This window comes from Streptomyces sp. NPDC030183 (assembly GCF_055573455.1).
In genome coordinates this window covers 193,047-206,920 of sequence record NZ_JBVIBK010000001.1, presented here as the reverse complement: position 1 = coordinate 206,920, position 13,874 = coordinate 193,047, and the positions used below count along the sequence as shown (strand labels likewise).

General features: G+C 72.1%; 10 protein-coding genes. All 10 read right to left on the bottom strand.

Annotated features, from left to right (window positions below):
• Nucleotides 1–127: 127 nt before the first annotated feature.
• On the bottom strand, nt 128–1,444 hold the full coding sequence (locus ACZ4Z2_RS00855) for a PP2C family serine/threonine-protein phosphatase (RefSeq protein WP_468070972.1): 1,317 nt from the start codon (nt 1,442–1,444) through the stop codon (nt 128–130).
• A gap of 3 nt (nt 1,445–1,447) precedes the next feature.
• The gene (locus ACZ4Z2_RS00850; RefSeq protein ID WP_468070970.1) at nt 1,448–4,042 is read right to left on the bottom strand and encodes a serine/threonine-protein kinase; all 2,595 of its coding nucleotides are present in this window, start codon (nt 4,040–4,042) and stop codon (nt 1,448–1,450) included.
• The gene (locus tag ACZ4Z2_RS00845; RefSeq protein WP_468070968.1) at nt 4,039–5,364 is read right to left on the bottom strand and encodes a hypothetical protein; all 1,326 of its coding nucleotides are present in this window, start codon (nt 5,362–5,364) and stop codon (nt 4,039–4,041) included. The genes ACZ4Z2_RS00850 and ACZ4Z2_RS00845 overlap by 4 nt, the downstream gene beginning before the upstream one ends.
• A 42-nt stretch (nt 5,365–5,406) precedes the next feature.
• The gene (locus tag ACZ4Z2_RS00840) at nt 5,407–6,444 is read right to left on the bottom strand and encodes a glutamate ABC transporter substrate-binding protein (RefSeq protein ID WP_468070966.1); all 1,038 of its coding nucleotides are present in this window, start codon (nt 6,442–6,444) and stop codon (nt 5,407–5,409) included.
• Between the two features lie 35 nt (nt 6,445–6,479).
• Nucleotides 6,480–7,961, bottom strand: a complete 1,482-nt coding sequence (locus ACZ4Z2_RS00835) for a hypothetical protein (protein ID WP_468070964.1) — start codon at nt 7,959–7,961, stop codon at nt 6,480–6,482.
• Between the two features lie 264 nt (nt 7,962–8,225).
• Nucleotides 8,226–9,182 (bottom strand): N-acetylglucosamine kinase, encoded by a 957-nt coding sequence (locus ACZ4Z2_RS00830; RefSeq protein ID WP_468071648.1) that lies wholly within the window; start codon nt 9,180–9,182, stop codon nt 8,226–8,228.
• Between the two features lie 167 nt (nt 9,183–9,349).
• Complete coding sequence (locus tag ACZ4Z2_RS00825; protein WP_468070962.1) at nt 9,350–10,615, bottom strand: 6-phospho-beta-glucosidase; 1,266 nt, start codon at nt 10,613–10,615, stop codon at nt 9,350–9,352.
• A gap of 7 nt (nt 10,616–10,622) precedes the next feature.
• Entirely contained in the window at nt 10,623–11,531 is a 909-nt protein-coding gene (locus tag ACZ4Z2_RS00820; protein WP_468070960.1) for a carbohydrate ABC transporter permease, read from the bottom strand.
• Nucleotides 11,531–12,472 (bottom strand): carbohydrate ABC transporter permease, encoded by a 942-nt coding sequence (locus ACZ4Z2_RS00815; RefSeq protein ID WP_468070958.1) that lies wholly within the window; start codon nt 12,470–12,472, stop codon nt 11,531–11,533. The genes ACZ4Z2_RS00820 and ACZ4Z2_RS00815 overlap by 1 nt, the downstream gene beginning before the upstream one ends.
• A 6-nt stretch (nt 12,473–12,478) precedes the next feature.
• Nucleotides 12,479–13,816 (bottom strand): ABC transporter substrate-binding protein, encoded by a 1,338-nt coding sequence (locus ACZ4Z2_RS00810; RefSeq protein WP_468070956.1) that lies wholly within the window; start codon nt 13,814–13,816, stop codon nt 12,479–12,481.
• Nucleotides 13,817–13,874: the final 58 nt, after the last annotated feature.

Sequence of the window (13,874 nt, the reverse complement as noted above, 5' to 3'; positions counted from 1 at the left end):
CCCTAGCGGCCCCACAGCACGTGGGGTGATGACTGTGCGTGCCTCTGCCCGGACCGGTCCCCTCCGGTCCGTCGGCCGTTCCCGTCCGGCCGCCGAGGCGCCCGCGAGTCCCCGCCCGCGAGCGTCCTCAGGCCGATCCTGCCCCCTGGGGCGGGGCCGGGAACGGCAGGACGGCCACTGTTACGTTGTCGTGGCCACCGCCGTCCAGGGCCCTGCCGACCAGGACCTGTGCGCAGTGCAGCGGTCGCTGGGCCGCGTCGAGGGGGACGGCCTCGGCCATCTCCTCGGCGGCCTCCGCGTAGTTCCACAGTCCGTCGGTGCACACCACCACTACACCCGGCCGGTCCGGTTTGAAGGAAGCGGTGTGCGGCTCCAGTTCGTACGCGTCGGCGCCGAGCCAGCCGGTGATGGCGTGGGCACGCTCGTCGGCGTACGCCTCGGCCTCGTTCATCAGGCCCGCGGCCACCATCTGCGCCGCCCACGAGTCGTCCTCGGTGAGCCGGGCCGAGGGGGCGCCGCGGTCCACCGGAACCCAGTAGGCGCGGCTGTCGCCGACCCAGCCGACCACGAGCAGGGTCGGGGTGACGACCGAGCCGACGATGGTGCACGCCGGCGCGTTCTGGTGCGGGGTGTGCTCCTGGGCCGTCTCGGGATCCTCGGCGAGGGCGTTCACCGCCTTGGACGCGGCGACGATCGCGTCGTGCATCGCCTGCTGCGGGTGGGTGCCGCGCGGCAGGGACTCCAGCAGGGTCTCGTTCGCGGCGCGGGCCGCGGCGAGCGAGGCGTCGTCGGGGCGGGTCGCGGAGGACACGCCGTCGCAGACGATCGCGACGACCGCGGGGGAGCCGTCGGGCAGCGCGGTCGAGGAGACGGCGAACGCGTCCTCGTTGCGGTGGTGGCGCAGCCCCCGGTCGCTGACCGCGGCGACCGCGTCCAACTCCTGCTCCATGTGGTCGCGTTCACGGGGCTGGGCGTGACCGCAGTTCTCGCAGTAGCCGTCCCGGTCGACCTGGCCCGCGCGGCAGGCCACGCACAGCTTCGTACCGGCCGGCGGGGTGGCGAGGTCGGTGGTGCGCGGGTCCGGCGGCTGGGGCGCGGCCAGCGGGTACTCGTCGGGCTCGCTGGGCCGGTCGAACCGTACGCCCCGGCCCGGGCCGGACAGTTCGCCGCCGCCGGAGTCGGTGCCCGGGATGTCGGTGGGGCGGACCACCGGCGGGGGCGTGTCCGCACTCGGTTCGGAGGCGACGGGCCAGGCCACGGACGCGGCCTCGTCCGGCGTGTCACCGGCGGTCCCGTTCATCGTCAGGGTCGGGTGGTCCTCCGGCGGTGCGGCCACCGCCGAGAGGTCATGGCCGCACGCACCGCAGAAGCGGTCGTCCGAGGCGAGGGGCCACTCGCAGATCGGGCACTTCGTCAGCGCGGTCGGCTGGGGCATCTGCGACATGAACTACACCCACGTCCGGGGGCGGTAACGGTTGGCACGTTCCACCAGGTCGATCCTCTCCTCGCCGCCCTGCGCGAGCCGGGCCAGCGTGCGGTACGCCCGCTCCAGTCCGAAGCGGAGGCCACGCTCGTCCAATGCGCTGCCGAGCAGCATCCGTTCACCGCCGGCCGGGGCCACGGCGCCCTGGCTACCGGAGAGTACCCAGTCCAGGGCGCAGCCGAGGACCTCTGTGGACAACTGCTCGCGGCGCACCGCGTCCAGACCGTACCCGCCGAGCGCCTCGACCTGGCCCGCGGCGGCGGTCAGGTCGTCCAGGAACGGCGCGCCGGGCACGGCCCCGGACGCGAGCGTCGTCTCCGTACGGTGTCTCAGCCGCGCCCGGACGGCGGCGACCCGGGCGGCGGTGTAGTGGATGGACGCCTCCGGCACGGACTCCAGGACGAGCACCGCGTTCTGCCGGTCCCCGGCGGTCAGCCGCACCCGGGCGAGCCCGAACGCGGCGCTGACGAAGCTGGGGTCGGTCGTCCACACCAGACGGTAGTACTCGGCGGCGTTGTCGAGCTGCCCGAGGACCTCGGCGCACAGCCCCAGGGCCAGCTTGGGGGCCGGCTCGCCCGGGAAGGCGTCGTAGATCGCGTCGAAGGACAGCGCGGCGTTCTCGTGGTCGCCGGTGGCGAGCGCGGCCACACCCCGGTACCAGACCACCCGCCAGTCGTCGGGGTGGTCCCGCTCCAGGGCGTCCAGCGTGGCCAGGGCGATGGTGAACTCGCCCATCTCCAGCCGGGCCCGCAGCTCCCGCAGCCGCAGCTCCAGCGAGCCGGTGGGCGCCGCGTGCAGCGCGGTGATCAGCTCGGTGGGCGCGGAGGCGATGAGACCGGCCAGGAACCCGGCGTTCGGGTCCCCCGGGTCCACGCGCGGCACCGGCAGTGCGAGGGCCGCGGCGGCGGTGTCCAGGGGCTTGGTGAGCCGCGTGGCGGCCGACCCCTCCGGTCCGCCGGCGAGCAGGCCGGACGCGGCCGGGCCCGAACCCCCGTGGCCGGCGGCCGACTTGGCTTGGCGCGGGATCCTCCCCGACGGCACCGGCCGGGTCCCCAGGCGCGACACGTCCCCGTCCAGCTCGGGGAACAACTCCGTGTCCGTGACCTTCACCTCGGGGCCGAAGAGCGTCGACAGCGCCGGGCGGGCGCGGCCCGTCTGGAGGGACACGACCTCCCGGAGCACGCCCGTGAGCTGCTCCGACATCTCCTGCGCGGAGGCGAAGCGGCGGGCCGGGTCGGGGTCGGTGGCCCGGACCAGCAGCCGGTAGAAGGACTCGTACTGGCGGAAGACCTCGATGGTGTCCGGGTCGGGCAGGGAGTCCACGAAGACGTTCGTGTAGCCCTGGAAGTCGAAGGTCAGCACCGCGAGCGTCCGGGCGACCGTGTACAGGTCGGACGCCACGGACGGGCCGACGTCGGCAACCTCCGGCGCCTGGTAGCCGACCGTGCCGTAGATGGCCGACTCGTCGTCGTCCATCCTGCGCACCGCGCCCATGTCGATCAGCTTCAGCTGGTCCTCGGTCTGGATCGCGTTGTCGACCTTGAAGTCGCAGTACAGCAGGTTGCGGCTGTGCAGATGCCCGAGGGCCTCCAGCGCCTCGATGCCGTACGCGCAGGCCTGCTCGACGGGCAGCGGATCGCGGCGGCCGTCCGCCGTGCGACGGCCGTTGGCGATCTCCTTCAGCGACTTGCCGCCGACGTACTCCATGACGATGTACCCGTCCAGCGAACCCGTGCGCTGGTCCAGGTGCTCGACGAAGTTGTAGATGCGGACGATGTTGGAGTGCTCGATCTCGGCGAGGAAGCGGCGCTCGGAGATCGCGGCGGCCATCGCGTCCTGGTCCCCGGTGTCGAGGAGGCCCTTCAGGACGACCCAGCGGTCCGAAACCGCCCGGTCTATCGCCAGGTAGATCCAGCCCAGACCGCCGTGCGCGAGACAGCCCACGACCTCGTACTGGCCGCGCACGATGTCACCGGCGTGCAGCTTCGGCACGAACGAGTACGGGTGACCGCACTTGGTGCAGAAGCCCTCCGTGCGCCCCGGCCGGTCACCGCGCGCCCGCCCCACCGGCGCACCGCAGTCCGAGCGGGAACAGAACCGCTTGCGCTCCGGGACCTCGGCGGTCTCCAGGACCATCGAACGCGGGTCCGGGCGCGGCACGTCCGGCACCTGCACCAGACCGACACCGAGCCGCGCCCGCCCCGAGGAGCTCGCGGTCTTGCCGGAGCTGCGCACCGACACCGAACGGCCCGTCGAGGTGCCCGACAGCGCGCGGGAGAGCCGGCCCGAGACCGAGCGCCGCGACTGGGAGGAGCGCGCCGACGACCGCGAGGAACGCGCACTGGAACCCGAGGCGCGTGAGCCCCTGCCGCCGGTGATGCCGGTGGCCGGGGAGGAGACCATGCCGCTGGCCGAGACGACCGGCGCCAGACCGCAGGTGTCGCAGTACAGCTCGCCGCCGCCCATGTCCTCGTACGACCCCGAGCAGCCGGGCCGCTGGCACGCCTGCTGCCGGCCCTCTCCGCCCGGCTGCGGACCCTCTTCGCCTGGCTGGCTCATGATTCCTCCCCTGCCCGGTCCTGGGGCTCCGGCCGACCGGGCACCGCAGCGCCCAGCAGCTCCGCCACCGCGTGCTGGTAGCGCAGCACCGCCTGCTCGGCGACGCGCAGATCGCAGGGCGCGCTCCACAGCATGCGGCGCGCCACGTCGTACCGCTCCACCAGCAGTGAGTCCTCCGCGAGGCCGTGCCGGGCGACCTTCGCCTTGTACGCGTCGAGCCGGCCGCGCAGCTCGGCGCGGACCGCGAGCGGCGCGGTCACCGCGGTCAACGACTCTCGCGCCCGCAGCAGTTCGTCGTCCGCCTTCTGCTCCAGGGACTCCAGGAGCGGCGACAGCCGGTGCCACTGCCCGTGTCTGCGGTACTCGGCCGCCAGCGCCAGCTGCTCCTGGAGCACGGTCGGCGGTCCGCTCACCACCGGCACCTCGGTCGCGGCGATCTTCGCCAGCACCTCACCGCGGGCACTGCGCGCCTCGGCGAGCGTACGGTCGGCGCGGCTCAGCACGTCCCGCAGCTTCACCAGCCGTGCCTCCGCGTCCTGGCGCACCGTCAGCACGGCCTCGATCTCGCGCCGAACGTCGTCCAGGGCGCGTGCCTCACGGTCGTACGTCGAGGTGTCGGGTCGGCCGCCGCCCGGGGCCGAACTGCCCGGTGCGGGCACCCAGTAGGCGAGCGGGTCGGAGACGACCTCCTCGCGGAGCCGGGTCAGGGTGCGGGTGATCCGCTCCAGGTCGTCGCCCGCCGGGTGCTCGCCGGGGCGTACGCCCACGGAGTGCGCGAGCTGACGGGTGCGCTGGAGCTCGGCGGCCAGTAAATCGATCCGCGCGGGCAGCGCGGACCACACAGCGTCGGCGGCGACGACCATGTCCAGCGACGACGCGTACAGGTCGTTCATCCGGTCCACCAGTGTGGACAGGGAGAACTGCTCGCTGAGCCGGCCGGCGCCCTGGAGCGTCGGCGCGTTCGCCATGGCGGTGGCGGAGCCCGCCACGGTGACGGCCTCACCGCGCAGCAGTTCGGTCAGCTCCACCAGGTCCTCACGGCTGGACCAGCGGCGGCGCGAACGGATCTCGCGGGCGCTGCGCAGCGCGTCCGAGTACGCGTCGAAATACGCCCACAGCAGGGTGATCGACGCCTCCGTCGACTCCCAGCGCTCCTTGGTGACGCCGGTCAGCTCGGCGCCCTCCAGCAGTCTGCGGCCCGCGTGGTCCTGGAGGGCGAGCAGGGAGGTCTCGATGGCCTCGTGCTCCGCGCCGAGCCGCGCCAGCGCACGGTCCACCTCGTCCCGGTCCATCACCGGCCCGGTGGATCCCGCGACGCCCATCGATCACCTCTCGCTGCTGTCGGTGTCCGTCAACTTGCCTGTTCAGTCCCGGTACTTCTGGTCGGGCGGCGGTCGGGACCCCGCGGAGTCATCGCCGAGGGTGGCGGACAGCCAGTCGTCGTACGACCGCTGCCACCCGTCCTTGAGGTAGTCCTCCAGGACCTGGTTGACCCGGCGTACCAGATCGTCCGCCTCGAGATTCATCGCCACGCCGTAGAACTCGGTGGTGAACGGCGTTCCCACCAGCTTGACCGTGGGGTCCTGCGCCGCCTGGCTGGCGGCGAGCGCCCCGTCGGTCACGACGGCGTCGACCTCGCCGAGCTGGAGCCGCACCAGGCAGTCGAGTTGGTTGGGCGGGTTGACGGAGGTGATGTCGGCGGAGGCGACGAGCCTGCCCGACTCCTGGTCGGCGTGCAGGGTCTCCAGCGCGGTCGAACCGCTGGCCGAGCAGATCTTCTTGTCCGCCAGCGTCTTGTCGTAGCCCTTGACGGGCGAGGACTTGGGGACGAGGACCTGCTGGCCGGTCTTGAAGTACGGCTGGGAGAAGGCGACGTCCTTCATGCGCTCGCAGCTGATCGTCATGGTGCGGACCACCATGTCGACCTGCCCGTCCTGGATCGCCTTGATGCGCTGGTTGGTGGGGATCGCGCGGAAGCGCACCTTCGTCGGGTCGTCGAGGATCTCCTCGGCGATGCGGTGCGCGAGGTCGATGTCGAAGCCCTCCAGCTCGGCCTTGCCCTGGGTGTTGTTCGGGTCGCGGTAGCCCCAGCGGTAGCTGTTCTGGTCGACGCCGATCGTGATGAAGCCGTTGTCCTTGATCTTCTTGATCGTGGCGCCGGACTCGCTCGACGAGGGCCTGAGGCTGCGGTTCTGCGGGTCGCCCTTGACCTTGCAGTCGTCCGCCCGGGTCTGTTCGCCATGGGCGACGCCCTGGCCCGCGGCGCCGGCCGGGCCGCCACCGCGGGTCCCGCTCAGCGGCAGCACCAGGGCGAAGATCACGGTCAGGGCGCAGAGGACCGCCATCGCGCCCACGCCGCCCCAGCCCCTGAGGCCGGCCCGCAGGCGTCGTACCGCTTCCATCGCCCCTCCTGCCACCATGTCCCCTCCCGCGGGCCTCATCGGTACTCCGAGAGCCTGCGCCCGATGCCCAGCACCGCGCCGGCCGCACCGAGCACGGCGAGGACGGCGGCGCCGACGGGCAGCCCGGTCAGCGCGTCCAGACCTCCCCTGGCAGCCTGCTCGAACTCCCGCTTCTCATGCCCGAGCGCCGTGTTCAGGTTCTCGTCGACCTTGTCGAAGCACTCGCCCGTCGGCTTGTCGCCCGCCGCGCAGTCGGTCGTGGCCCTGCCGCCGATCACCTGGTCGAGGGCGCACTGGTACTTGCCCTCCTCGTCGGCCGTACGGGCGCTGCGGTGCCGGTCCTGCCACACCTCCATGTTGGCCAGGGCGGCCTTCACGGGCTCGGCGCCCTTGTCGTCGTCGGCGAGTTTCCCGGCGGTGGCCAGTTGCGAGGCGAGCGCCTTCATGTCCTGGCCGAACCGGTGGTCGAACTTGTCGACGACGACGTCCTCGCTGATCTTCTCGGTCTCCGCGCCCCGGCTGATCAGCGTCAGGTTCTCGTTGCCCCGGGCCTTCAGGGACGCGATGCGGGCGTCGTTCAGCACGGTCAGGGAACGGACGCCGTGGTCGTAGGAGTCGTGGAGACCGGAGCGGGCGAGGGTGTGGCCGGCGACCAGCCACAGCAGGACGATCGCGGAGGCGGCCGTCGCCGCGACCAGGCCGTGGTTCAGCACCCGGTTGGTGTGGAGGTAGTTCCGGCGCTGGGCCCAGACCAGGGCGCCGAGGGCGACGACCCCGAGGGCGATCGCGGCCCACGGGTAGGACGTCGCGTCGGAGTAGTCGTCGCTCAGCCGCCGGTTCTCGTTGTCGTAGATCTTCTTGGCCTTGGGCAGCATCTGGTCCTGCATGACGCTGTTCGCGTACCGCAGGTACGCGCCGCCCAGCGGGTAGCCCAGCCGGTTGTTGGCGCGGGCCCGCTCGATCAGGCCCTTGTACTTCGGCAGCAGGGCGTTCAGTTCGGCGACGCGCTTCTCGGACTCCGAGCCCGGCTCCGAGGCCGAGGCGGCGGTGGCGAGGCCGTCGGCGGCCTCACCGATCTCCCGCTCGTATCTCGCGCGGGACTCCGGCGTCTCCTGGCCGCCCGCGAGGAAGCCGCTGGAGGCCGCCGTGTTGGCGTCGGCGAGGGAGCTGTAGACGCCGGCCGCGGCGGAGCTGAGGGGCTGGCTGCTCGTCAGGACGTCGTCGGCGGCCGTCGCGCGGTCGTTCATCTGCCAGGCGGTGACGGAGCCGAACGCGACGACCAGCAGGGCGAGCACGGCGCCGATGATGCGCAGCCGGCCGGGCTCGGTCGTCGCGGCGGCGCGCAGCTGGTCGAGGCCCTCGGCGAACGCCGTGCGGCGGGGCGGGCCGCCGTCGGGGGCGGGGGACGGCAGGGGGGACCGGGACGCGGATGCGGCCTGGGGCGGCACGGAGGGGCGCGTGCCCGGGCCCGCGGGCGGTGCCGGCGGTGGCGCGCTGCCCTTCGGCGTGTATGTCACCTGACCTCCCCCTGGTCGTCCGTCCCCTCACTTCCGCCCGGTACACGGGCAGAGGTGCACGGCCGCAAGTATCGCCGCCGGGACCGACATCCGCACAGGCCCTGACTCGATCTTGTTCCACGATCGTGTCTTGGATGCTGCGCCGGGCGAAATCCTGCGTGTCGGACGGCTTCCCGCACCACCCCCTGCCCATCAATACGCCTGCAGGGTGGGTTCGGTTCCCGCGCGCTTCGAACGTGCTCGGGGAGAAGGCGCGGGGGTGACTCAGGGGACTTCGAAGTGGGCTCGTACGCGCGCGTGCACCTCGTTCTCCGCGCCCAGCCGGTCCAGGCCCAGCAGCGCGGCGCCCAGGACCGGGGCGGCCGTGACCACTTGGGGGACTGCCTTGGGGGCGGCGGCGGAGAGCAGGTCGCGTACGCGGGCGTCGAGGCGGGGATGGCGGGCGGCGAGGACACCGCCGCCGAGGAGGACCGGGGTCTCCTCGGTCAGCAGGTCCAGCCGGGTCAGCGCCACCGCGGCCATGGACACCACCTCCTCGGCCAGCCGGTCGACCAGGGACCCCGCGACCGGGTCGCCGGCCGCGGCCGTGGCGAAGAGGACCGGGGTCAGTTCGTGGCGGCGGAGGTTGGGGACGCGCCCCAGGTGGAGGGCCTCGATCAGGGCGTACACGGAGTCCAGGCCGAAGTGCGCCGGCAGGGTGCGGGCCAGCGCGGTCGGGCCGCCCCGGCCGTCCTCCGCGCGGGCCGCGTGCCACATCGCCTCCTCGGCGAGGCCCCAACCGCCGCCCCAGTCACCTGAGATACGGCCGAGGGCGGGGAAGCGGGCGGTGCGGCCGTCGGGGCGCATGCCGACGCAGTTGATGCCGGCGCCGCACACCACGGCCACACCGCGCGGTTCGGCCACACCGGCCCGCAGGATCGCGAACGTGTCGTTGCGGACCTCCACGGTGGTGCCCCACGCGCGCGCGTGCAGCGCTGCCGCCAAGCGCTCCTCCTCGACGGGGAAGTCCGCGTTGGCGAGACAGGCCGACACATGGTCGACCGCCGTGACCCCGGCCGCGGCGAACGCCTCCCGCACCACCTCCGCGAGGGCGTCCACGGCCGCGGCCACGCCCACCGTCGGCGGCTGGAACCCACCGCCGCGAGCCGTCGCCAGCACCTCCCCGTGGGTCCCGATCACCGCGACGTCGGTCTTGCTGTTGCCGGCGTCGACGGCGAGCACCCCGGCCCGCCCACGGCCCCCGCCGACGGCTCCCACCCGGGCCCGGGAGCCCGTGCCCGTGCCCCGGCCCGTGCCCGTGCCCCGGCCCGTGCCCGTGCCCCGGCCCGTGCCCGCGCCCCGGCCCGTGCCCGCGCCCCGGCCCGCGCCGCCCCCCGTTCCTCCGCCGGTCATGCCCACGTGAGGTGCTCCCGGTTGTGTGCGATCAGCTGGTCGGTGAGGGTGTCGGCGTACGCGTACTGGCCGATCAGGGGGTGGGCCAGCAGGGCGCGGAGGACCCGGTCGCGGCCGCCGCGCAGGGCCGCGTCGAGGGCCAGGTCCTCGTACGCGGTCACGTTCGCCATCAGACCGGCGAACAACGGGTCCACGGGCGGGACGGGCAGCGGGGCGACGCCCGTCGGCCCCACCGTCGCCTGGACCTCGATCACCGCGTCGTCCGGGAGGAAGGGCAGCGTCCCGGCGTTGTACGCGTTCACCACCTGGTACGGGCTGCCGCCGCCGCCCAGCAGGCCCGCCGCCAGGTCCACCGCGGCCTCCGAGTAGTACGCGCCGCCCCGCTTGGCGAGCAGCGCCGGCTTCTCGTCGAGCGCCGGGTCGGCGTACATCTCCAGCAACCGGCGCTCCATGGCCGCGACTTCGGCGGCCCGCGACGGCTTGGTGCGGAGCTCGCGTACGACCTCGTCGTGGGCGTAGTAGTAGCGCAGGTAGTAGGAGGGGACCACGCCGAGGCGGTCGAGGAGGGGGCGGGGGAGGCGGAGATCGGCGGCGATGGTGTCGCCGTGGCCGGTCAGCAGCTTCGGCAGGACGTCCTCGCCCGAGGGCCCGCCGAGCCGCACACCGGTCTCCCAGGTGAGGTGGTTCAGGCCCACGTGGTCGAGGTGGACGTCGGCCGGGGCGACGCCCAGGTGTCCGGCGAACTTCCGCTGGAGTCCGATCGCCACGTTGCACAGCCCGACCGCCCGGTGCCCGGCGCGCAGCAGAGCACGGGTCACGATGCCCACGGGGTTGGTGAAGTCGATGATCCAGGCGCCGGGGTTGGTCCGGCGGACCCGTTCGGCGATGTCCAGGACGACCGGGACCGTGCGCAGCGCCTTGGCGAGGCCGCCGGCGCCGGTGGTCTCCTGGCCGACGCAGCCGCACTCCAGCGGCCAGGTCTCGTCCTGTTTCCGGGCGGCCTGCCCGCCGACCCTGAGCTGGAGCAGCACGGCGTCGGCGCCCTCGACGCCCCGGTCCAGGTCGGCGGTCGTCACGATCCGGCCGCCGTGGCCCTGGCGGGCGAAGATCCGGCGGGCGAGTCCGCCCACCAGTTCCAGGCGCTCCTCGGCCGGGTCGACGAGCACCAGCTCCTCGATCGGCAGGGTCTCCCGGAGCCGGGCGAACCCGTCCACGAGTTCGGGTGTGTAGGTCGACCCTCCGCCGACCACAGTGAGCTTCATACGCGTATCAACCCTTCACTCCGGTCAGGGTGACGCCCTCGACGAACGCCTTCTGGGCGAAGAAGAACACGAGGATCACGGGGGCCATGACCAGGACGGTCGCGGCCATGGTCAGGTTCCAGTCGGTGTGGTGCGCGCCCTTGAAGGACTCCAGGCCGTACGACAGGGTCCAGGCGGCCGGGTTCTCCGAGGCGTAGATCTGCGGGCCGAAGTAGTCGTTCCAGGCATAGAAGAACTGGAAGAGGGCCACGGCCGCGATGCCCGGCTTCGCCATGGGCAGGACGACCCGCAGCAGGGTCCGCAGCTCGCCGCAGCCGTCCACGCGGGCCGCGTCGAGGTACTCGTTCGGGATCGTCGTCAGGAACTGCCGCAGCAGGAAGATGGAGAACGCGTCGCCGAACGCCATGGGGACGATCAGCGGCCAGAGCGAGCCCGACAGGTCCAGCTGCTTGGCCCAGAACAGGTACATCGGGATGACGACCACCTGCGGCGGCAGCATCATCATCGAGATGACCAGCATCAGCGTCAGACCGCGGCCCCGGAAGCGGAACTTGGCGAGCGCGTACGCCACCGGCACGGACGACACGACGGTGAGGACGGTGCCGACGCCCGCGTAGACCAGGGTGTTGCGCCACCAGGTCAGGAAGCCGGGCGTGTCGAGGACCTGCCGGTAGTTGCCCCACTCCCAGGTGGCCGGGACGAGATCACGGGTGAGGGCCTGCTGGTCGCTCATCAGCGAGGTCAGGACGACGAACACGAAGGGCAGGGTGAAGAAGAGCGCGGCGGCGACGCCGAGCGCGTGCACGGCGATCCACTCCAGGACCGCCCGGCGGCGGGCCGCGCGCTCGCTCCCGGAGCCGCCGGGGCGTGCCGTGGACGCGTCCGCGCGGACGGGCTTGTCGAGTACCCGGGACATCAGTCGGACGCTCCGATCAGTCCGCCCCGGCGCCGCATCAGCAGCGCGGTGAACGCCATGGACAGCGCGAACAGCACGAACGCGACCACACAGGCGGCGCCGTAGTCGAAGCGCTGGAAGCCGAGGTTGTGGACGAGCTGGGGCAGGGTCAGCGTCGACTTGTCCGGGTAGCCCGGCTCGAACTGCTGCCCGGAGCCGCCGATGATTCCGGAAGCCACTTTCCCGGCCACCAGCGGCTGTGTGTAGTACTGCATGGTCTGGATGACGCCCGTGACCACGGCGAACATCACGATCGGCGAGATGTTCGGCAGCGTCACATACCGGAACCGCTGCCAGGCCGAGGTCCCGTCCAGTTCGGCGGCCTCGTACTGCTCCTTCGGTACGTCGAGCAGGGCGGCCATGAAGATGACCATGAGGTCGCCGACCCCCCACAGCGCGAGCGCGGTGAGCGCCGGCTTGGACCAGGCGGGGTCGGTGAACCAGCCCGGCGTCGGCAGGCCGAGGCCGTCGAGGACGGAGTTGACCGGGCCGGTGCCCGGGTTGAGCAGGAAGACGAAGGCCAGCGTCGCGGCGACCGGCGGGGCGAGGTACGGCAGGTAGAACAGGGTCCGGAAGACACCCGTACCGGTCCTGATCTTGGTGATGAGGAGGCCGACGCCGAGGCCGAACACCACCCGGCACGTCACCATGACCAGCACCAGCCAGAGGGTGTTGCGCAGCGCCGGCCAGAACAGCGGGTAGCCGTGGAAGACGTAGGCCCAGTTGCCCAGGCCGCGGAAGACGGGCGTCCCGAAGCCGTCGTACTTCATGAACGAGAAGTAGACGGTGGACACCAGGGGGTAGGCGAAGAAGACGCCGAACCCGATGAGCCACGGTGACAGGAAGGCCACCGTTCGCAGCGCCGACCTGCGGCGCTTCGCCCGGAGCGTGTGCGTGGACATGGACGGCTACTTCGCCTGCTCGATGTCGCGGTCGATCTGCTCGGCGGTCTTCTCCAGCCCCTTGCGCAGGTCCTTCACCTTCCCGGACTCGTACTGGTAGCCGAAGTCCTGGAGCGTCGTCTGGTACGTCGAGCCGTTGACGGACGCCGGGGGCGTGTTGGAGTCCGGGTGCTGGGCGATGTCCAGGAACGTCCTGAAGCCGGGGTCCGCCTCCAGGACGGGCGACTTCAGGGCGGCGAACGTGGACGGCACGTTGTGGATGGCGTTGGCGAAGGAGACCACCGCCCGGGTGTCCGTCGTCAGGTACCTCACCAGCTCCCAGGCCGCGTTCTGCTTCTTGCTCCGCGGGGCGATGCCGATGATCGTGCCGGAGAGGAAGCCCTTGCCGTACTCGTCGACCTCGTCGTCCGCCACGGGCAGGGGAGCGGTGCCGATCTCGAAGTCCACACCGGCCGACCGGGCCATTCCGAGCCGCCACTCGCCGTCCAGTTGCATGGCCACCTGGCCGGTGTGGAACGGGTGCTTGGCGCCCCACTCGTCACCGAAGGTGTTCCGGTACTTCTCCAGCTTGGCGAATCCGCCCAGCGAGTCCACCAGGCCCTTCTGGAACCTGAACATCTCCGCGAACGCCGGGTCCTTGGCGATGTTCGACGTGCCGTCCGCGTCGAAGTAGGTGTGGTCCCACTGGGCCATGTAGTGGTCCACGACGGTCTCGTAGCCGTGGTAGTTCGGCATGAAGCCCAGCTGCGCGTAACCGTCGCCCTTGGGCTTCGTCAGCTTCCGGGCGTCCTCGGCGAACTCCGACCACGTCTTCGGCGGCGAGGTGATGCCGGCCCTCTCGAACGCGTCCTTGTTGTAGTAGAGCCCGTACGCGTCACCCAGCAGCGGCAGGGCGCACCGGGTGCCCTCGAACTGCGTGTAGTCCAGCATCGGCTTCGGGATGATCTTGTCGAGGTCGAGCTTCGACTTCTCGATGAACGGCTTCAGGTCGAGGAACGCGCCGGACGAACAGAACGTGCCGACGTTGGACGTGGTGAAGGACGACACCACGTCGGGTCCGTTCGAACCGCCTGCCCGCAGCGCCTGGTTGAGCTTGTCGTCGTTGATGTTCCCGACGACCTTCACGGTGATGTTCGGGTGGGCCTTCTCGAACCGGTCCACGTTCTCCTGGATCGCCTTGACCTCTGCGGGAGCGCTCCAGCCGTGCCAGAAGGTGATGGTGGTCCTGGCGTCGGGGTCGTCGTTCGCACCGGCCGCGGACTGCCCGGTGCAGGCGGTGGCGAGCAGGGCGAGGGAGGCGGTGGCGGCGAGAGCAATCGCCGCTTTCTTGGATATTCCGGACATGGAGCAGCCTCCTGAGGAAGGAGTGGGCGAGGGGAAGGGGGAGGGGAGGGTGAGGGAA